The sequence below is a fragment of the Spirosoma harenae genome (assembly GCF_054776975.1).
In genome coordinates this window covers 116,846-137,656 of the sequence record NZ_BAAHBD010000008.1, presented here as the reverse complement: position 1 = coordinate 137,656, position 20,811 = coordinate 116,846, and the positions used below count along the sequence as shown (strand labels likewise).

The 20,811-nt window shown below is 44.7% G+C and carries 20 protein-coding genes; 8 read left to right on the top strand and 12 right to left on the bottom strand.

Translation table 11 applies throughout. The annotated features are described in order from the left end of the window. Positions 1-9 precede the first annotated feature (9 nt). From ACYVE4_RS08855 to ACYVE4_RS08810, 10 genes are all read right to left on the bottom strand, one after another. Positions 10-438 (bottom strand): c-type cytochrome, encoded by a 429-nt coding sequence (locus ACYVE4_RS08855; protein ID WP_461039143.1) that lies wholly within the window; start codon positions 436-438, stop codon positions 10-12. Continuing rightward, positions 435-1,103 carry an SCO family protein gene (locus tag ACYVE4_RS08850; protein WP_461039141.1) on the bottom strand — a complete coding sequence of 223 codons (669 nt, stop codon included), beginning with the start codon at positions 1,101-1,103 and terminating at the stop codon, positions 435-437. The genes ACYVE4_RS08855 and ACYVE4_RS08850 overlap by 4 nt, the downstream gene beginning before the upstream one ends. After that, positions 1,069-1,527, bottom strand: coding sequence for a viral A-type inclusion protein (locus tag ACYVE4_RS08845; RefSeq protein ID WP_461039140.1), 459 nt, complete (start codon positions 1,525-1,527; stop codon positions 1,069-1,071). The genes ACYVE4_RS08850 and ACYVE4_RS08845 overlap by 35 nt, the downstream gene beginning before the upstream one ends. A 111-nt stretch (positions 1,528-1,638) precedes the next feature. After that, a complete protein-coding gene (gene recN / locus ACYVE4_RS08840; RefSeq protein ID WP_461039138.1) occupies positions 1,639-3,294 on the bottom strand; it encodes a DNA repair protein RecN in 1,656 nt (551 codons plus the stop codon). Between the two features lie 65 nt (positions 3,295-3,359). Beyond that, positions 3,360-4,265 (bottom strand): type IX secretion system protein PorD, encoded by a 906-nt coding sequence (porD, locus tag ACYVE4_RS08835; protein WP_461040371.1) that lies wholly within the window; start codon positions 4,263-4,265, stop codon positions 3,360-3,362. A gap of 10 nt (positions 4,266-4,275) precedes the next feature. Beyond that, on the bottom strand, positions 4,276-5,496 hold the full coding sequence (coaBC, locus tag ACYVE4_RS08830) for a bifunctional phosphopantothenoylcysteine decarboxylase/phosphopantothenate--cysteine ligase CoaBC (protein WP_461039136.1): 1,221 nt from the start codon (positions 5,494-5,496) through the stop codon (positions 4,276-4,278). A gap of 98 nt (positions 5,497-5,594) precedes the next feature. Beyond that, on the bottom strand, positions 5,595-5,903 hold the full coding sequence (locus tag ACYVE4_RS08825) for a DNA-directed RNA polymerase subunit omega (RefSeq protein WP_461039134.1): 309 nt from the start codon (positions 5,901-5,903) through the stop codon (positions 5,595-5,597). Between the two features lie 71 nt (positions 5,904-5,974). Further along, the gene (locus ACYVE4_RS08820) at positions 5,975-6,868 is read right to left on the bottom strand and encodes an outer membrane protein assembly factor BamD (protein ID WP_461039132.1); all 894 of its coding nucleotides are present in this window, start codon (positions 6,866-6,868) and stop codon (positions 5,975-5,977) included. A 124-nt stretch (positions 6,869-6,992) separates the two neighbouring features. Next, a complete protein-coding gene (locus ACYVE4_RS08815; protein WP_461039131.1) occupies positions 6,993-7,658 on the bottom strand; it encodes a T9SS type A sorting domain-containing protein in 666 nt (221 codons plus the stop codon). 96 nt (positions 7,659-7,754) lie between these two features. Further along, positions 7,755-9,593, bottom strand: a complete 1,839-nt coding sequence (locus tag ACYVE4_RS08810) for an OstA-like protein (protein ID WP_461039129.1) — start codon at positions 9,591-9,593, stop codon at positions 7,755-7,757. An 18-nt stretch (positions 9,594-9,611) separates the two neighbouring features. Here ACYVE4_RS08810 and tilS point away from each other — a divergent pair, with 18 nt between their 5' ends. The 3 genes from tilS (at position 9,612) to ACYVE4_RS08795 (ending at position 14,189) form a co-directional block, all read left to right on the top strand. After that, entirely contained in the window at positions 9,612-10,961 is a 1,350-nt protein-coding gene (gene tilS / locus ACYVE4_RS08805; RefSeq protein WP_461039127.1) for a tRNA lysidine(34) synthetase TilS, read from the top strand. A 152-nt stretch (positions 10,962-11,113) separates the two neighbouring features. Continuing rightward, complete coding sequence (locus ACYVE4_RS08800) at positions 11,114-13,396, top strand: OmpA family protein (protein ID WP_461039126.1); 2,283 nt, start codon at positions 11,114-11,116, stop codon at positions 13,394-13,396. 238 nt (positions 13,397-13,634) lie between these two features. Beyond that, positions 13,635-14,189 (top strand): DUF922 domain-containing protein, encoded by a 555-nt coding sequence (locus ACYVE4_RS08795; protein ID WP_461039124.1) that lies wholly within the window; start codon positions 13,635-13,637, stop codon positions 14,187-14,189. 78 nt (positions 14,190-14,267) lie between these two features. On the opposite strand, the gene ACYVE4_RS08790 is transcribed toward ACYVE4_RS08795, so the two are convergent. Both ACYVE4_RS08790 and ACYVE4_RS08785 read right to left on the bottom strand, forming a co-directional pair. Then, positions 14,268-14,723 (bottom strand): hypothetical protein, encoded by a 456-nt coding sequence (locus ACYVE4_RS08790; RefSeq protein ID WP_461039122.1) that lies wholly within the window; start codon positions 14,721-14,723, stop codon positions 14,268-14,270. Positions 14,724-15,005: 282 nt separating this feature from the next. After that, entirely contained in the window at positions 15,006-15,518 is a 513-nt protein-coding gene (locus ACYVE4_RS08785; protein WP_461039121.1) for a DinB family protein, read from the bottom strand. Between the two features lie 361 nt (positions 15,519-15,879). Here ACYVE4_RS08785 and ACYVE4_RS08780 point away from each other — a divergent pair, with 361 nt between their 5' ends. The 5 genes from ACYVE4_RS08780 (at position 15,880) to ACYVE4_RS08760 (ending at position 20,744) form a co-directional block, all read left to right on the top strand. Continuing rightward, positions 15,880-16,905 (top strand): proline iminopeptidase-family hydrolase, encoded by a 1,026-nt coding sequence (locus ACYVE4_RS08780; RefSeq protein ID WP_461039119.1) that lies wholly within the window; start codon positions 15,880-15,882, stop codon positions 16,903-16,905. Next, positions 16,902-18,080, top strand: a complete 1,179-nt coding sequence (locus ACYVE4_RS08775) for a DmpA family aminopeptidase (protein WP_461039118.1) — start codon at positions 16,902-16,904, stop codon at positions 18,078-18,080. Before ACYVE4_RS08780 ends, ACYVE4_RS08775 begins: the two co-directional genes overlap by 4 nt. Positions 18,081-18,171: 91 nt before the next feature. Then, positions 18,172-19,464: an allantoate amidohydrolase gene (locus ACYVE4_RS08770; protein ID WP_461039117.1), complete on the top strand. Its 1,293-nt coding sequence runs from the start codon at positions 18,172-18,174 to the stop codon at positions 19,462-19,464. A gap of 30 nt (positions 19,465-19,494) precedes the next feature. Continuing rightward, positions 19,495-20,331, top strand: a complete 837-nt coding sequence (locus ACYVE4_RS08765) for a ceramidase domain-containing protein (RefSeq protein ID WP_461039115.1) — start codon at positions 19,495-19,497, stop codon at positions 20,329-20,331. A gap of 149 nt (positions 20,332-20,480) precedes the next feature. Further along, positions 20,481-20,744: a hypothetical protein gene (locus ACYVE4_RS08760; protein WP_461039113.1), complete on the top strand. Its 264-nt coding sequence runs from the start codon at positions 20,481-20,483 to the stop codon at positions 20,742-20,744. The last annotated feature ends 67 nt before the right edge of the window (positions 20,745-20,811 follow it).

Genomic DNA, 20,811 nt, shown 5'->3' with positions numbered 1-20,811 from the left:
GATGTCCAGTTACTCCTGACTTTTTTTACACTGCTTCAGGATGGGTGTAACTTCTTTGACATCCGTTATTTTCGCTTCATTTCCCCACTCATTATAGATGTACGTAGCTAGTTCAGCAATTTCAAGATCGCTAAGCTGGGGTTGAGCTGGCATCGGGCGATTGTAGTGTTTGCCATTCACGACGATAGAATCTTGCTGGCCATTTCGAATAAGGCAAATCACCTTGTTTTTATCCACTAAATAATCCGAATTAGCGATGGGCGGATACAGGGATTCCAGGCCTTCCCCTTTAGGCTGGTGACAGTTCGCACAATTGTTTTTATAAACGAGAATACCCTCTGTAATGTATTTCTGTCGTTTTATTTCGGCTTCACTCTGACAGGAAACGAACCCAGCGACAGTTGCAACTAGTAATAAAAAACTGACCAATCGAATCATAGTTTTTCCTCGACGAGAAGCCGTTCCATATCGGTTATTAATTTGTCGACACCTGCTTCCGTCGTTCCATCGTAGATGCCTCGAATATGCTTATTCTTATCGACTAAGATAAAGGCACCGCTATGGATATTTCCTCCCGGAGCTGTCGAATCGGCCTGAGCGGTTACCATGTAGCTTTTTTCCGCAATATCAAAAATCTTGTCGCGATCACCCGTCACAAACAACCATTGACGTCCTGTTATGCCAAGGTTCTGCGCAAACTCTTGCAAAACAGCTACTGAATCGTGGGCGGGGTCGATTGTATGTGAAAGCAGCGAGACATTCGGATTGTCTTTAAATTTCTCGTACACTCGTTTTAGCTGCACCTTCATTTTTGGGCAGATCGTGGGGCAACTGGTAAAGAAAAAATCAGCTACGTAAATTTTATTATCGAGTGTTTTGGCTGTTACGGTATCACCATACTGGCTAACAAAGCTGAAATTAGGAATCGTATGATCGACCGAATCCGTTACAGTTTTCCCATTGACTACTTTTGTGATAACTTCCCGCTGGCCCAAAATCGGCAGTTTGTCACTAGTTGAAGTGCAATTCCACAGGAAACCTATGCCTGGGGCCAGTAGTACTAGATGCTTATTTTTTTTCCAAAAACTGGCGAGACTGTTCAAGGCTTTTGTTGAGTCGGGTTTTAACATCGGTAATTTGATCTTTTTGCGCTGCCAGGTAGTTCATGGCTTCATCTGTCGATAATTTGGCAAGAGTGTCGCCGTTATAGCTAGCCATCCAGTCGTTCATCAGACTATCGGCGAGGTTTAAGTCGTGAACCAGCCGGGTGGCTTGCGCTTTTTCTTCGTCAGTTCGTAGCGTTGTTGTGGCTGAACCACTGGCTTTTAGGCTGTCGAGCGAAGTAATTCGTTGATTCAGCTGTTTTTTCAATTTTACCAGATCGCCCATCACTTTGGGCATAATCTCATCGTGAATGGCAAAAACCTCATTTTCTGCGTTTTTGACGCCATCCTGACCAGAGTTACAGGCAAAAGAAAGACCGCAGATGGTTAAGATTACGATTAGTGAACGTGTAGCTTTATGCATAGGAGTGAGATGGAGGATATGTAGTATATGATGCATGATATTGGATGTGTGAAAAGGGAATAGAGATATAGCCTTTACCCTACGCTTACTTCATACATTCAATATCATAGATCATTTCTGTTTTAAAATTTCGCGAGCGTTTTTGAGGGCGCTGGCCGACGGGTTTCTACCGCCAATCATTTGAGCAATTTCAGCCACACGTTCTTCGTGGGTCAGTTTTTTAATCCGACTAACCGTTTTATCCGACGAGTGATCTTTATAGACAAAATAATGTGCTGTTCCCTGACCGGCAATTTGGTGCAAATGCGAAATAGCAATAATCTGGTGGCTATGCGCCATATCGCGCATCATATTGCCCATTTTGATAGCAATCTCGCCCGAAACCCCCGTATCAATTTCGTCAAAGATAATAGTCGGTAAGGAGCGTTTGCTGGCCAGGATGTATTTAATCGCCATCATCAGGCGAGAGAATTCACCTCCCGACGCTACGTTTTTTAGTTGCTGGGGCTTAACCCCTTTGTTAGCACTGAATAAGAATGAAATGGTGTCAATTCCTGTTGGCGTTGCTTTCGTAGTTTCGGCCTGAATTTTTAGCGACGCGTTGGGCATACCCAGATCATGCAATAAACTGCCAATCTCCGTTTCTATAGGTTTTAATACCGCCAACCGCGAAGCTGACAAAGCTTCGGCACTCGTCTGAAGTTGGGTGTAAGCGACGGTTGCCTGTGCTTTGGCATCGGCTAATGCATCATCCAGATTTAAGACTTTGCTGACTTTCTGACCAAGCTCGTTTCGCAGGGCGATTAACCCATTGATATCTTTAACCTGATGTTTGGTCTGGAGTTGATAAATCAAATTCAACCGTTCGCGAATGGCTTCGACGCGTGCATCATCGACTTCGACCCGATCCTGTTCCGTACTAATTTCGTCGGCTAGATCGCGCAGTTCGATCAGGCTACTTTGCGCCCGATTCTGCAATTGTTCATACTGGTCCGATAATTTGCTGATATAAGCCAGATTACTGACAGTTCCTTTTAAAAAGTCAATAACTGACTGTTCTGTATTATCCAGATATTCATATGCCAACTGAAGCCGCTCCTTGATTTCTTCAGCATTTTCGAGAATTGTTAACTCCTGCTCAAGTTCGTCCTGTTCATTCGGCTGCAACTGCGCTTTGGATAATTCTTCGTACAGGAAGTTATTGTAATCGAACTCTTTCCGCATCGCTGAAGCTTCTGCCTGAAGTTGATCATAAGCCAATTTTTTAGTGCGATAGACTTGATAATCAGTTCGGTATGCCCGTAGGAGCGCGTCATTTTGTCCGTAAATATCAACAATTTCCAGTTGATACTCGTTGGAGCCAAGCAGGACCGAATCGTGCTGGGAGTGAATATCCATCATCTGGCTGGTCACGCGCCGTAGCGTCTCCAGATTGACAGGTGTATCATTCACAAAGGCGCGTGATTTTCCGCTTGCGCCAATTTCCCGACGAACAATACATGTCGTGGAATAGTCTAATTCTTCTTCTTCAAAAATTCGCTCAATGGCGTAGCCCGATACGCCGAACGTTCCTTCTATAACACATTTTTGTTCAGGATTGTAGAGGACTCGCGTGTCTGCCCTATTTCCCAGCAATAGCCCAATGGCTCCCAACATAATCGACTTCCCGGCCCCAGTTTCACCCGTGATAATATTTAATTCACGGTCGGGCATGAGCTCGAGTTCGTCGATCAGCGCGTAGTTTTTTATTAATAAATGTGATAACAAAACCTGTGAATAATTAACCGTGAGCCGATGCGCCTATAGTGTAAGCGTATATTGGCAAAATTAGTTTACTGGATCAATCTTCGGTACTTTTCTGTTTTGGCCGGGTCGAGATACGATAGCAAGTCAAAGGCTTTCTGCCGCTCTGTCGATGTCCCTTCGTACAGAATATTATACAACTCTTCCGACTTCGCATCGAAAAATGAATTGATTAATACCGAATTAGGAAGCTGCAACCCAATTGTCCGAATGGTTGTGAGTAAATCGAGGGTTTGTTTCCGAACCTGAACCGGGTTGGCTGAAAAAACATCTAATCCTAACCGATGATAGGTATACAGCCCATCCCGAAACGGAATCAATTGCTGATTTTGGAGATTTTCAATCAGCCAGTATCGATTCCGTCGGTCACCGCCAGCCTGCCAGGCTCCGTTCGGCGACCCTTGCTGGGCTAGATTTGTAATCGTATAGGCCCGTTGCACGAATGGGCTTCCGCCTTCCTTACTAAACGTATCGTAATCGACAGCCAGAATGACATTGGCATAAAACGCCAGCAACGAGGTTAAATCGTCGGAATACTGATTTTCCCGAAAATAGACAGGGGTAGTTGGCAAATAAACAAAGTTAAAAGCGCGATCTACATAGTTAAAGATCGTTGTCTCATAGTTGGTGCCGTAAACGGGACGAGTAGCAGTAATCTGGGCTGTGGCTTCAAAAACGCCCTGCGTCAGCGATTTTACCAGGTTGATGTTGAGGGAGCAGTTAATTCGCTCGTTCACCGCAAACTGATCGTTGCTCCAGCGTCGGTTGTTCATAAACTCTGTAATAATCCCCTTCAATTGATTGACGTAGGAGAAATCAGTTTTCTGCTGAGCAAATAACTGATCAGAGTTGATTGTCACCTGACAGTTCAGTTCCTGCCCCCACAAGGAGCCAGATAAACAACTCAATAAGGCTAAAATATAGAGTGATTTCATCATCTCAGATTCATCGGGATGTTAATGTCTGTATAACCAGATTAACCAAATCCTGTGCCACTTCATCCTTCGATTTCAGTGCAAATTCGTGGGTTTTTTCGTCTAAGTCAATAACGGTTATTTTGTTCGTATCGTGCCCGAAACCCGCCCCTGAATCGCGTAGTGAATTTAACACAATCCAGTCTAAATTCTTTGCGTGGAGTTTCTTAATCGCATTTTCAAACTCGTTATCGGTTTCGAGCGCAAACCCCATTAGTAGCTGTCCTGGCCGTTTCTGACTGCCCAATGTGGCCGCAATATCGACTGTTTTCGTGAGTTCAATTGAAAACGTAGCTTCCTTTTTCTTAATCTTCCGATCGGCAGGATGGGCAGGTGTATAATCGGCCACAGCTGCGCTCAACACGACAATATCGGCTTCATGAAAATTGGCTTGTGTTGCCTCAAACATTTCCTGTGCTGAACGCACCTGAACCCGTTGAACTCCAGGGGCGGGGAGGGGTAATACAGTTGGGCCGCTTACTAGTGTAACATTCGCTCCGGCAAGTGAAAATGCTTTAGCAATGGCATAGCCCATTTTTCCCGTCGAATGATTACTAATATAACGTACAGGGTCAATCGCTTCCTGTGTCGGCCCTGCCGTTATCAAAACGTGCTTTTCGTGTAATGTACCATGTTCCGGGCTCCGTGTTCCATGCCAAAATTCATCAAGCACCTGCATAATTTTTTCTGGTTCAGCTAACCGGCCTTCGCCGACTAAACCACTGGCCAATTCGCCGTGCTCTGCCTGGATAATGTGATTGCCAAAGGATTGGAGTCGACGTAAGTTCTCAACCGTTGTTGGATGCTGATACATGTCTACATCCATAGCTGGGGCAAAAAAAACGGGGCAGCGAGCCGATAAATAAACTGCGGATAGCAGGTTGTCACACAACCCTGTTGCACATCGGGCCAGAGTATGTGCCGAAGCTGGAGCAACGACGATAGCATCTGCCCATAAACCTAATTCGACATGGTTATTCCAACTGCTATCTGAGTTCACAAACGACGAGAAAACAGGTCGTTTAGACAGTGTGCCTAGCGTAAGTGGAGTAATAAAGGTTTGTGCCGATTCCGTCATGATTACCTGCACTTCGGCACCAGCCTTCACCAGAAGTCGAACGAGAAGGGCAGCCTTGTAGGCTGAAATACTACCCGATACGCCCAAAAGAATTCGTTTGCCTGCAACTGACATGGATTCAGGTAAGTCGGCTCTTGACTAATTTAAATAGTAAAACCGCACGGCAAAACTACCGTGCGGTCATAAATAATCGTAGCCTGGATGGCTTATTGTTAAATCTGTTCGTCGTTATAACGCCAGTAAACTTTTCCTTCCAGAAACTCATCGGTTGCAATGGAAGTTGGTTTTGGCATCCGCTCATAAAACTTCGAGATTTCGATTTGCTCGCGGTTTTCGAACACTTCTTCCAGATTATCAACTGCCGAAACGAACTCGGATAATTTGTTGCTCAGCTCTTCTTTATTTTTAGAAGCAATCTGACGAGCACGTTTCGAGATAATCGCAACCGATTCGTACAGGTTGCCTGTGTGAGCCGCAATCTTATCGTTATTGCGGGTAATAATGGATTGGTTGGTTGCCATATTTTAATCGATAGTCAGTAAGCGATAGTCAACAGTCGCGAGTGTTCAGCGATTATTAACTATTGACCTTATTAATTTGCTGCCGTTACTTTGGCGGGTTGATTCTTAAGTTTTGCTTTTTCCTTTTCGCGTTCCTGTTCCAGTTTATCCAGACGTTCAACTTCTTTCTGACTGGTTTCATACATTTTCTCGGATTGCGACAGGTATTTACTTTTCGGATACCGATCTACAAACGCCTGGTGATAACTGATTGCTTCCAGATAACGTTCCTTCTGCTTCGATTCCAGGCTGTTTTGTGCCAAACTAAATTCTGCGTCTACCTTTTTAAAGGCAAGTTCTTCGTTGTATTCAGAATCTGGAAACTCTTTCTGAAAGTTATTGATCGCAATCACAGCCGATTTATAAGAAGCAATGTTAAAACCACTGGTCTTATAATACAGCAGTGCTTTTTCGTACGCCTTTTTTTCCAGTTTGCCACGCAGCTCTATAATCTCCTTAGTTGCGTCCTCTCTGTACTTACTATCTGGATAGGCGTTAATAAAATCCTGAAGTGCAGAGGTTGCCGTTAAGGTGTTCGATTGATCGAGGTTGAAGGCTGGCGTGTCTTTATATAGCGAGAAGGCATACATATACATAGCTTCCTGAGCGTAATCAGACCGCGCAAACGTTTCGTAAAATTTCTTGAAAAGAGTTGCACTCAGTAAATACTGACTCTGATGGAATTGTGTATATGCATAATAGAATTGAGCCATCTCTGATTCATTACTGCCTTTTAAGACAGGAATCAGCTCTTCGAACAATAAACCGGCTCGATACCAGTCTTTTTTCGCATAATACTCAAGAGCGCCTTTATACTTCTGGTCGTCGTTGCCATTTTTCTGCAATTTAGCGAATGGGCTGCACGCTCCTAGTAAAAACACGACGCAAATCCCCAGCAGAACCTTTCCTAAATGACGTTGTTGCATACGGTTGCAAAGATACAAAAAAAATAAAGGCTACACCTGTGTAACGACGGCGCAGCCTTATATAGTGCTAAAAAGAGTGGATGCCAATCGCTGTTTAGGGTATTTTAACAAATAAAAACAACGATTATTGATGACGGACGAGTAAGCGCTTGGTCGCTACCTTCTTCCCATCGACAGTCAGTTGGTATAAATAATACCCGGTATCTAGCGGACGAGTAACGATACGAACCTTGCGATCGCTTTTCTCAAGCTCAATCTGTTCGTAACCAGCCACTGGAGTGCCTAATATATTCAGAAGCGCCAATTTTGCTTCAGAGCCAGTACCCAGGAATTGGTAGTCGAATTCAGCAACATCATCAGCAGGGTTCGGATAAGCATTCGAAATCCAGAGCTTATCGTTGGCAAACAGTTTATTCTCGTTCTTACCTTCCTGAGCAGGAGCCGAGCGAACCTCATTGTTCGCTACAGAAGAGGTTTCAGTCGATGCTGTTCGAGTAGTTGATTTGGCATTGGCTCCTGGTAATAAAACCGACCGATAATGTTCGCTAATAGCGCTGTTTTTATTGATTGTTATGGAACGATCCAGGCCAGAAGCGTTTGGATTCGGGACCATCGAGAACCGTTGCGTTGGCAGCCGGGTCGAAGATGACTTTTGTGGCGATGATGTGCGGCCAATTTCAAGCCGACTTCCTTTCCGGGCATCCGAATCCCGAAGAGCGACCTGCGCTCTGATCGGGATTGTTGCCGTTAGCAAGCCCATCAATACACCAATAAGTATAAATTGTTTCATGAAAGTCTCTATTCAGATACACACGTATTCAACACAAACCTATTCACCACAAAAGACAAAGTCAACGGGCAGCCCTCTAAAAAATTGTTAAAAGGGTCAATTATTAGCTTTTTGAACCAATTTTTGAGCCAAAGGTTTAATTTTGCCCTTATTTTTTAATGTTTTTTTCACTGCCGGTTTCTCCTGTGGGGGGGCTTCAAGCCACAAAACCTGATTTTTAGTTGGCTTTTCAGCTTCGCGCCATCGAAATCCGTCAAGTTCCTGTACCTCACTCGTTATTTCTTTAGGTGGAATAAGTTGCGAATCCGGGTGCCCATAAAATCGAATTTGCCCCACTTTATTGTCGCTAAATGCGATATTCATTCGGCTGCATTCTACATGATTCAACCCAATCATTTTATTTTTTTCGTCGACCGCATAATATAGGCTCTGCCCATTGCCTTCAACAATAACCCGCTCCAGTGTAGTTTGCTCCTGAAGCGTTGCAGTAGTTGATGAAGGTGAACTGCCGTTTTTATCTAATACGCGTTTTAGAGTAGTATTCGTTGCAACACTTGATACACTTTGCCCGGAACTGGCCGTAAGAACAGTTTTTTGGCTTGTTTGGATGCGCTTGGAAACAGTTGGTAACGTATCTGTTGAGACGATTTTGGTGGTAAAATAAGCAGTTACTGTACGACCTTTTATCTGGTTAAAATTCTTTAATGTATCGAGCGAAATAACGAAGGACTTTGTCTTCAAAAAGAGCGTATGAATCTTATTATTTTTGAGAACCGCTCGCATTGAATCGGCCTCCATCTGGTATTTATTCTGACTCCAGACAATAGGTTTTTTATAAAAATAAATAGTCGAATCAGCCGTATCGTAAATGAGGGAATCGCACTTGCTTTGCAAATCAGATTTATAGACAAATACATTTTTTTGTCCTAGCAGACGGCGGGTATTTGTGATTTTATTATCGTAGGAAAATAGGGTATCTGCTCGCAAAAAGAGCGTATCTTTAGTGGTTTCACTGGCCAGGCTTTTGGCCACCGCATGGCCCGTTACCCGTGAAATTCCCGCCTTGCCATTATACCGAACATGATCGCCCAGAATAACGGCTTTTTGATCCTTAGCGACCATAATAACCTTACCTTTGGCAATGCCTAACTCCGTTATGTTGTCATAATATAAGGAATCCCCAGTGAGCCGGTATTTCGGCGTTTCGACCGTGGCCCGGCGCTGGAAATTCGAAATACCTGTTGTCGTATTATATTGGCCGGCAACAGCCGTTAATACACCATCTTTGTTTGTAATTCGGGTCGGACCCTGGAAAGTAGCCAGACGAGTAAGCGAATTATACAGCAACGAATCGGCTACGAGTGTACCTTTGGTATTAACCAATCGCACATTCTGGCGAAAGGTAAATAGCTTGGTACGCGTATCATAATAGCCTTCCTTACTGGTAAGCGTATTTTCTTTATCAACAATTCGACCAGGAACGGGATAATGCGCAATGCCCGAGAGCATATCGTAATCAAGTTTCGCCGTAGTCAGGGTCATTTTGCGGTCACGCATGTTGACATGGCCCCGCATATTGGCCTGACGGGTTTTCCCATAGTAAAACATGGTATCACCCCGAATAGTAATGGTATCGCCCTGAATCAGACGAACGTTGCCGTAAGCTTCTATCTCATTGGTAGTGACGTTTTGAACAGCGAGATTACAGCTCATCAATACACCTTTATGGCGTAAGCGAACGTTGTTATGAAGCTTTCGAACAACCTGACCCGGTATATTGAGTACAACTAAGCTGTCGGCATGGTATAACTCAACTTTGTCATCTGCTCCTGATGGCGTAGCGGATGGCTTGACCTGCGCCAGAACATCCGAAGCAGGAATGAACAGGCTCATACAGATGGCAATGAAAAAAAAGCGGACTACTAAACGAATCATAATAACAAAACTACGGCATTGGACCGACACCGTATGTTGGAGCGGGATTTTTTAGCATTTATTAACGCCAATCAGTTGTTCGAACCAACTAATCGTATCCTGTTAGCTGTAAGCGGTGGACTGGATTCGGTTGTGATGGCGGAGCTATTTCATCGTATTCAACAACCTTTTGCAATCGCCCACGTTAATTTTGGCTTGCGTGGAGATGAATCCGATGAGGATGCTCTTCTGGTAAAAAACAAGGCTGAACACTATGGGGTTCCGTTTCACTTAATATCGTTTGATACTACGTCAGTTGCTGCTGAGCAGGGAGTTTCCATACAAATGGCCGCCCGCAAACTCCGCTACGATTGGTTTGCCCAGCTTTGTCAGGATCATAAGTACGCTAGTGTCGCAACCGCACATCATCAGAATGATGTACTGGAAACAATGTTACTAAATCTGACGCGCGGTACTGGAATAGCTGGACTACATGGAATTGCCAGCAAACAAAATGGAATTGTACGCCCCCTTTTGTTCGCGACTCGCGAGCGATTAACTGCGTATTTGGATGAACAAAAATTGACGTATCGGGAGGATCGGTCTAACCTTGAAGACAAGTATGCCCGAAACCGGATTCGTCATCATGTAGTGCCAGTGTTAACAGCGTTAAATCCCGCTTTGTGGCAAACGCTTCCCCGAACTATTGAACGACTGCGAGCTGCTGAAAAACTGATGCAAACCCAGTTGTCGCAGGTTTGGCAAAATACAGCTGAACAACGAGGAAATCAGACATTGTTGCCAACCGCTAAACTGGTTGAATTACCGGAGATATTCTTTTATCTGACCGAGTGGCTAAAACCGTTTGGCTTTACGGAAGCTCAGGTACAACAAATGATTACTTCGCTTAATCAGCCCGTCGGGCAAGTGTTTTCCTCGGCCACGCATCGGATTGCGCATGAACGGAAAGGTTTACTTCTTGAATCAATATCAACGTTGTCTGATTTTGAGATCACGATTTCTGCATGGCCAGATAAACCGATAAGAATAGCGAATCAATTTACACTGGAGGTAAGTGTACAGGAGAAACCCACCGACTTTGTGCCATCCTCGAATTCTGCGATTGCGTACCTCAACGCCGATCAACTAAACCTTCCGCTTACAATTCGGCCGTGGCGGCAAGGCGACCGTTTTCGCCCATTGGGTATGAAAGGACAAAAACTTGTAAGCGATTTACTAAATGAGTTGAAATTAACTCGTACAGAGCGAGAACAAACGGCCGTCTTGCTTTCAGGTAACGAAATTGCCTGGGTTATTGGCCGACGAATCAGCCATTCCTTTCGCGTGACGCCCGAGACTCAGCAAATTCTTCGACTTTCGCTGAGATAGTTCTCATTAATTCACTCAATAAATTGTATTTTTAGAATAACAACTTACCGCTGTTAGCCCTAAATAACGGATTAGATATAAACTGGTGAAAAGTTGGCACTTTATTTGATAGCTTTCGTGCGGGCCCATAGTTTTCCAAACTTACTAACACCATGATCAGAATTGTACGTGTCCTGTTACTTACGGGACTGGCCTTCTGGAGTCTAACCGCTCAGGCACAAAGCGCACGTCTTCGAGCGGCTAACAAACAGTTTGATAATCTTAGTTATGTCAGCGCCGTGCGTGCGTATGAGGAGTTTCTCCGGGGCGATAAAAAGAAAGACCCGGCCGAAACCAGAGATGCGCTGATTAAACTTGGGTATAGTTACCGCAAGTTGCAGGATACTCGCAATGCTGAGCGAGTGTATGGCGAACTGGTCAAATCCTATACGGATTTAGATAGTGAAGTTTATCTCTATTATGCCCAGGCGCTGGCGGCCAATGGTAAATACCGGGAGTCGCAGAAAATGTATAGCCAGTATGGCGAAAAACAAAGCCAGGACTTACGTGGGCGCCGTTTTACGGTATCCTACATGGATGTCAACCGGTTCTATCAGGACTCCTCCTCGTATCGGATGCACAATCTGCCAATCAATTCCCGCCAGGCCGATTTCAGTCCAATGTATTACAAAGGCGGCCTTGTCTTTGTGTCGGCCCGGAACGAATCTGGTGTGTTGAAGCGCGTATTTAACTGGAACCAGACACCGTTTCTGGATCTGTATTTTCACCCCGATACAACGCAGTTACGGGTTCCCGGATCTGATCTGGGCCGAGGTGTCAACTCGTCTATTCTGGGTGGCGGTAGCGATGCAAAAGGGGGAACTACGGAGGCTGTTACTGAGCAAGGAAAGCTGAGCAAGACGGAAATTTTCAGCCGTACGCTCAACACTAAGTACCACGAAGGGCCGATGACGTTCACCAAAGATCAGAATTTCATTGTCTTCACGCGAAACAATACAAGTGCTGGGAAAGCTGGAAAAAGCTCGGATGGTGTAAAAAAGTTGAAATTGTACACTTCCGTGAATAAGAAAGGCAAATGGGTCGATATTCAGGAGGTGCCGTTTAACAGTAATGAATACTCCGTTGGTCACCCCGCTTTTTCGTCGGACAACACCAAACTCTACTTCGCTTCGGACATGCCTGGTGGTTTTGGCGGAACCGATATCTACGTTGTTGAATTCAGTAACGGTCAGTGGGGGACGCCAGTGAACATGGGTAAAGAAATCAATACGGAAGGCAATGAAATGTTTCCGTTCGTATCGGAAGATGAAAACCTGTATTTCTCGTCGGATGGTCATGAAGGGTTAGGCGGACTGGATGTTTTCGTGGCTGAACTTAAAGATGGTATAGCGTACAAAGGCGTTCAGAACGTAGGTGCGCCAATCAACTCTGAGAAAGATGATTTTGGGTTTATTACAGACCGAAATCGTACAACGGGGTATGTGAGCAGTAACCGCAAAAAAGGCGTTAGCGATGATGATATTTATTCATTCCGACGAAACTGCAAGCAACTTAATATCTTGGTGTACGATGCGAAAACCAACGTTCCGCTCGAAAATGCCGATGTTCGTATCCTGCGAAATGGCATGAACCAGGAATTGCGCATCACGAACGTACAGGGTCGGGCTGATTTGTGTGTTGATTCAAATACCGAATACGAATTTAAGGCAATTAAAGAAGGATATGCCATGAACAGCGTTCGGTTCTCAACCTTGACACAGTCGCCAAAACCCGTAATGAACGTGTCGATTTACCTCGAAAAATCGGAAAATACCCTAGTCAAGGGGGTTATTAAAACGGAGGTCAACCAGCAGCCGGCGACGGGTGTAAAAGTGACGCTTCGAAATGAAAAGGATAAATCGGAACAGACCGTTACAACTGGACCGGATGGTGGGTATGAGTTCGATGTAAAACCCAACGCACCGTATACAATTACGGCTCAGAAGGATCGTTATGCGACCAAAAAGGCACAGTATGGCAAAACCAAGCGCAAAACGAAAGTGGTTACCGATTCGCTGGGGCTATATGGTGTGGGCGACGTGTTTCAGCTCAAAAACATCTACTACGACTTAAATAAATTCTTTATTCGGGCCGATGCCGCTCGCGAACTCGACCACGTTCTGGCTATGCTGAAAGAATACCCACAAATGCACATCGAACTTCGGTCGCATACGGACGCTCGCGCTACGGACAATTACAATCTTCGGCTATCCGAAAATCGCGCAAGAGCGGCTCTGGATTACCTGGTGTCGAGAGGAGTTTCAGCAAGTCGATTGGTCGCTCGGGGCTACGGCGAATCTGAAATTCTAAATGGTTGCGTCGATGGCGTCAACTGTACCGAAGGGGAGCACCAGCAAAACCGCCGAACAGAATTCAAAATCTTGTCTGTTCAATAAAAAGAGTTGATAGTCGCCTTGTCGACAGGGATTTATAAGTGGGTTTCAATCAATTTAAACAGTTGATTGAAACCCTTTTTTATGGAAGGAAAAAACGGTAAGTTGACTAATTTGTGGTTAAGGTATAATTTGTCGATCCGACGCTTATTAGTAGAAAGCAGATTATATAATAGAAAGCTTACCAGTTTTGCCACTAATCTTGTAGTAAACATCAACAGATTTTCGCAGCCAAATACCTATGATTTTACTACGTTGGCTCAAAAGCAAATTTATACTATTGCTCCTTTCAACAACTTTTAGCCCTCTACTCGGTCAGGCTCAAGCAGCGTATACCAGCAAGATAATTGCAAATGGAAAATTGAAATGGGAGGATTTTAGTGGTCCTGTCGATCCCACTTCGAACTATGCTGCTACGACCCATTACCAGATTGTCTATACCTATAAAGTAATTTCCATAAAAGGAAGCCAGGTCAGTCTTGATCTGCAGGTATCTACTCGATTGTTAGGAAACTCTTGGGTAAAACCGACTCAGCGAAGCGATGAACTCTTAGTTCATGAACAGGGCCATTTTGATATTGCTCGGATACATGCATTAAAGTTCAAAAAGGCTGTTCTATCAACAGTCTTTTTGAAAGACACCTACAGGGAGAAACTAAACTTAGTCTTCCAGCTCCATCTAATCAACGCAAAGCTCATGGGTCTACAGTACGATGAAGAAACCAATCATTCGCTCAACAAATCTGACCAGAAAAGGTGGAATCAAAAAATTAATGGTTTGCTCTTAGATCTATGAATTTGCCCACAAGAGTGTTCTCATTCTAGGTTTATTGCTGGGTCTAGCTTAACATATTGGCACTTATACAAAAGGGTCTTACAATCTGATGACCCAATCTCTGTCTTCTACTTGATCCAGTGTGGATGAGTATACCTTCTCCCATTTTTGCCCCATTCGTATGCTATCCCAATCATTGTCTAGAACTGTCTTTGGGTTAAAAATATATATCCATAATTTACCCTTACCGATATGAGCTTCCCATTTTCCCATTCCTAAATGAGCAGAAATGGTATCATTAGGAGAGATATACTTTGGATTATCTTTCAATAATCCGGCTTGGTAACCTCGAGTAGTGTCTGCCTGCTGAATTTCTTGAAATGGATTGTAGTCAGACAAGCCATTTATCGCATGATCAAAACGACCATCAACAGTGTAGACGACCAACATGGGTCTGTTAGAACTGTTGATAAGCTTTAACTTCGAGTCGATAGGAGGGTCCATACAGGCTCCCAAGCAATAGACTAAGCAAACCCAGTAAGCAATGCGCTTCATTGTATTTTTTCTACTAATGCTCTGTTGTCATCTTAACGTAAATATTAGCTAAATCTCTTTACATAAGATTAGTGGCTGTTGCAAAAGTAGATAAGTGATTCAAAGCGACGAATTTTAACCAGCAACTCTCATGTTTTCGAGGCCGAAAAATGACGCTCAAGGCATCAGAGATCAGTCACTTCAGACTTTTGCAACAGCCACATTAGTGATAAAACCCAGCTCAGAAGAATACAATTTAGCGGATGAATAGTTAATTGTACTAAAGACGGATTGATGCTTTCACTAGCCTGCACTGATTAAAATTCGGACAGTAACCGATAATTGACCTACATGACGCATCGTATGTTCGGCTGAATGTGTTAGTAAACCAATAACTGTTGATGGCAACTGAGCGCGTCCAACTCCGCGTACTTCCGTCAATGTCTGTTCCTCTGTCTTACGGAGCTGTATTAATGAACGCTCCACTTGATTATCAAAATCTCGAACCAACTTTTGAACCGAGCCCGAAGGTTTTCCTTCCGAAGCCAACGCATTTAATTGTTCAGTCGAGAGGGTTTCGGCTCGGGCATAGGTAAAAAGTCGATCTAATACACCTGTCAAATGCTGTAAATGAAAACCAGCCGAAGCTATATTGGCTGGGCGTTCCCAAAGTTTACTCTCTGGAAAATTGTGCATCAGAGATTGAACTTCTTCACGGGCCTGCATCAGCGCATGGGCGATAGGCTGGAGTAGGGGAGGTGTATCGGAAAGAGGGCCGCGTAACCAAACCTCGCGCGTTTCAGGGGAAGTATTCATGACATAGGGAGGGGAAATAACCTAATTAGTTGTCAAATCTAACCATAAATAGCCTTGATCAGGATGAATAAATAAAGCAACTAATGGAGGCTACGTTTATCGGTAGTTGAATTAGAAAGTTCGTTTAGTGCTAATTATATCCTAGTAAATCCTATGGTAATCAGGAGTAGTTGCCGTTCCGTAAACGCCAACTTACCGCGTTGGGTATTTATATGTCAAAAAGGATATATTTGATGCCTAGCTAGTAAAACCTGTCGAGATGATAAGCGTAGACAAGATACTTTGAAGTTGGTCAATCGTTACACTCTTCAAAATTACTCCTTCACTTCCTTCGATTCACTATAAACACTGCAATTTGCCCATGCGACTACTTTCCTTCTTTTTAGCCTTTTGCTTTCTTAGTTCATGCCAACAAAAAGAGTCAACTACGACGGTCGCCGTCGCGGATTATTTTAAAAACTATGGCGATACACCCGAATCGGGAGGGGTAAAACTAATCCCGATTAAAACGCCGGTGGGCGAATTCAAGGTATGGACAAAACGGTTTGGCAATAATCCCAAAATCAAAGTTCTGTTGTTGCACGGCGGGCCAGCCTCGACCCATGAGTACATGGAATGTTTTGAGACGTTTTTTGGGCGCGAAGGCTTTGAGTTTTATGAGTATGACCAGTTAGGTTCATACTACAGCGATCAACCAAAAGACAACAGTCTCTGGACAACTGAACGGTTTGTGGAAGAAGTTGAGCAAGTGCGCCAGGCGATTGGGGCTGATAGTACTAACTTCTATGTATTGGGTAATTCGTGGGGTGGTCTTCTAGCTATGGAGTACGCCCTGAAATATCAAAAGAATCTTAAGGGGTTATTAGTTGCCAACATGATGGCTAGCGCACCCGAATACGGACGGTATGCGGAAGAAGTGCTCGCTAAACAAATGAAACCCGAAGTGCTGGCCGAAGTAAGAGCGATTGAAGCCAAAAAGGATTTTGCGAATCCGCGTTACATGGAATTGCTTATTCCTAATTTTTATCAAGAACATTTATGTCGGCTAAAGGAATTGCCGGACGCCGTCAACAGGTCAATGATGAAGCATACGAACAACGACATTTATGTCCTGATGCAGGGCCCGAGCGAGTTTGGTGTCAGTGGACGACTAGCTAAATGGGACATCAAAAATAGGCTTCACGAAATCACGGTGCCAACCTTAATGATCGGGGCGAAATACGATACGATGGATCCTAAGGCAATGGAAGAGCAAAGTAAACTGGTCAAAAAGGGCAGATACCTCTATTGTCCCAATGGCAGTCATTTGTCGATGTGGGATGACCAGCAGGTATTTATGAATGGTGTTATTCAGTTTATTCACGATGTAGATGCCAATCGTTTATGAAAACTTTGCTCGTTGTAATCTATTGGCTTTTAGGGTTTTGTGTGTTGTGTTTCGATCCATTTTCGGTTTACGGTCAAAAACCAAGAGCAAGAGACATCGGTATTCCATTTAACGGCACACCTGGTAAATTCAATGCCATCACGGATGTAAAAGGCGTAGAGGTTGGTTACAGCACGATTATTTCCGGGCAGGGAAAAAACGTTCGGGGAAAAGGGCCGGTTCGGACGGGGGTAACTGCCATCTTTCCCCGTGGTCGAATCAATAATCCGGTACATGCGAACTGGTACACGCTGAACGGAAATGGTGAAATGACGGGAACGACCTGGATAACTGAATCAGGATTTCTGGAAGGCCCCGTCATGATAACCAATACCAATAGTGTAGGTACGGTACGAGATGCGGTACTGAAATGGTACGTCAAAACGGGTTGGTATAAAGAAGACTTCTGGTATACCTATCCCGTAGTAGCCGAAACGTATGATGGCTTTTTGAACGATATCTATGGCTTTCATGTGAAGGAAAGTCATGCATTCGAAGCGCTTGATGGTGCCAAAAGTGGACTTATTCAGGAAGGCAATGTTGGGGGTGGAACGGGTATGATGTGTCTGGGATTTAAAGGAGGCACAGGCACCGCTTCCCGAATTATCAAGATCGCTGATTCTACCTATACGCTGGGCGTATTGGTACAGGCGAACTTTGGTGCCAAACGAAACCTGACTGTTGCTGGCGTTCCGATAGGGGTGGAGCTAAAAGATACGCTGAATTCAGAATTCAAAGCCCCGCCTTCCTACCAGCCGGGTGATGGATCGATCATTGTTATCGTTGCCACCGATGCGCCGTTACTACCTCATCAATTGAAGCGGATAGCAGCTCGGGTACCCTTGGGAATCGGCATTGTTGGCGGACGCGGTGAGAATGGTTCTGGTGATATCTTTCTGGCATTTTCCACCGCAAACCCCGGTGCGTTTAAGCGGGATCGATTCACTACACTATCCGAACTACCCAACGATCGGATAAATCCACTGTTTGACGCTACGGTTCAGGCCGTTGAAGAAGCAATTATCAATGCAATGGTAGCCGCTGAAACCACAGAAGGCATCAATGGAAATAAAGCATACGCTCTGCCCCATAAATCGGTGATTGACCTCCTGAGAAAGTATAAGCGAATCAAATAATAGACTGATACTCTCAGACTGGAAAGTAGAACGTTAACATCAACTCTATACAGTTGAGTCAAGCTGAATACAACCTGAAAACGAGCCTGTAATGAAACACACACTACTCATTTACCTGATTTTGCTTTCGCCAATCGGATTGGCACAGAGCCGAACGAGCAACCTGAAGATCAATCAGCAACGAATTCAGAGCCGGTTGCTGGAATTGTCAAAATTTGGGGAGCTACCGAATGGTGGAATAGGGCGAGTAGCCTATAGTAAAGCCGATCAGGAAGGTCGGGCCTATTTTATCGAACTAATGAAAAAAGCCAAACTCGATGTAACGATTGACTACGCAGGTAATATCATTGGCCGCCGAAAAGGGAAAAATGCATCGCTGAAACCTATCGCTTTTGGTTCACACATTGATAGCGTACCGAACGGTGGTAATTACGACGGCCCCGTCGGTTCCATCAGCGGACTCGAACTGATCGAGACGCTTAACGAAAATAACATCGTCACGGAGCACCCGCTGGAGCTGATTATTTTCGCTAATGAAGAAGGGGGAACTGTTGGTAGTGGGGCACTGATTGGGAAAATCACGCCAACTGCGTTGAAATCGGTTACCCAAAGTGGATTGACTATTGCCGATGGTATTCGGGCTATTGGCGGCAATCCCGACAGTCTGAGCAAAGTGGTTCGGAAAAAAGGTAATGTGGCCGCTTTTATCGAACTGCATATCGAACAGGGGGGCATTTTGATGAAAGAAAATTTGCAAATCGGGGTCGTAGAAGGGATCGTTGGCATTCAACACTGGGATGCTACGATTGAAGGAGTGCCAAATCATGCCGGTACTACGCCCATGACCGCCCGTCGCGATGCGCTACTGGCAGCCGCAAAATTGATAATCGCCCTGAACGAGGTAGTTACGAGTCATGGAGGTCGGCAGGTGGGTACTATCGGCAAAATTGCGGCCGAGCCAGGCGCGTACAATGTGATTCCGGGTAAGGTGGTGCTGGGTGTGGAAATCCGGGATTTATCGCATGAGAAGATCTGGAAACTGTTTGGTGAGTTCGAAGCGAAAGCGAAAGAAATCGCCAAAACGTCCGAAACGACCATCTCCTTCGCGCAGTCGTCTATTGGCGTAACCCCCGCCCTAACGGCCAAACCGATTCAGGATAAAATCATTGCTTCGGCCAAAGCCTTAGGTCTTTCTCACCGCTATATGCAAAGTGGAGCCGGACACGATTCGCAGGAAATGGCGCAAATCGCACCCGTTGGCATGATCTTCATTCCGAGTGTCGGCGGCATTAGTCACTCACCCAAGGAGTTTTCTAAAGGCGTTGATATTGGCAACGGTGCGAATGTGTTATTGCAAACACTCCTGGCGCTCGATAGAGAATGATTCGCTGAAAAAGACGGAAATAAGTACTTTATGGGAAACAAACTTAGACAGCTAACCTTTCGCTCTGCCGCTTATACGCTGGCTATGTTTGTTATTTATTTTTTGCTGAATATGACTCTAACTGGCCACAGTTGGGAAGGAATGGTCGTCAGCAAATCAGCGTTGACGGGGGAGTATTGCGAGTTTAATAATGTTAGTCAATTTTTTCACCAGTCGGTCAATACGTATTCCAATCTGGTGTATTTCTTCTTTGGTATTTTCATTTGCCTGCTCGCGATAGAAGACCGTAAAAATGGCCCGGCGATTGGTCAGAATCGACTCCAGCAATTCCCATTGCTATCGTTGCTTATGGGTATTTGTCTGATTTATCTAAGTTTTGGCAGTGCTTTTTTTCATGCATCGCTGACGTGGGTAGGGCAGCGGGTCGATATGAACGGCACGTATAGTATCACGGTTGCCCTACTCAGTATTGCCGTTTACCATGTTTTCTATCGAATCCATTTATCAGACTCCGCAAAGCGAATTTTTATTGGCATTGCCGTTCTACTGATTCTATCATTTTATGAAATCCACCTGCTGATCCCAAGCAGTGTTCTATTACCCGCTTTAATCCTGATAACCTGGATATTGATTGTCATCAATTATATCCAGTTCAGGAAAGAACGCTCTATTTTGCTGGCGGTTTCCAGTATCGTACTGATTATTGTTGCGTTGAAAATTCGGGCGCTCGATGTGCAAAAAATTGGCTGCGATCCGCATTCACTGTATCAGGGACATTCAGTTTGGCACTTGTTGGCAGGCTTGAGCAGCTTTTGCAGTTACGCCTTCTTCCGATTCACACCTTCACGAATCGCTTCAACAAATTAGCCTGTTTTCGAGAAAAAGCTCACCATGCAACAATAGACGAAGTTTTTCAGGTCTCGTGCAACAATAGACTAAGTTTTTGACACAATAGTAGAAGCCTTTTCCTGGTAGAACCCTCACCTTGCAGTCGCTAAAATACCCACGTGACCGCTATGAGAGATCCCTACTTCCTGACCCGTTTTCGTTTCTATTTACACCTTTTCAAGTTTACTCGATACGGGCTTTCTCTCCTCCTGATCGGGCTATTGCGGGCTTGCCATTTGGGCCAGCCGACTAATCTGGAACAGGTTCAAGTTGCCAACTTGCGGCTCACTAAAATACGTCATTCGCATCTCAATCACCACGACTGGAAAGCCGCCGAACGGCTGTGCGCCAAAACATCCGAAAACTTAATTCCCCTATTGGGACACTTTTAAGGGGCGTTCGTCCTTGACTGACGGGTTGAGAACGTGCTAGCGTTAGTTTTAATCAAAATATTCTCCC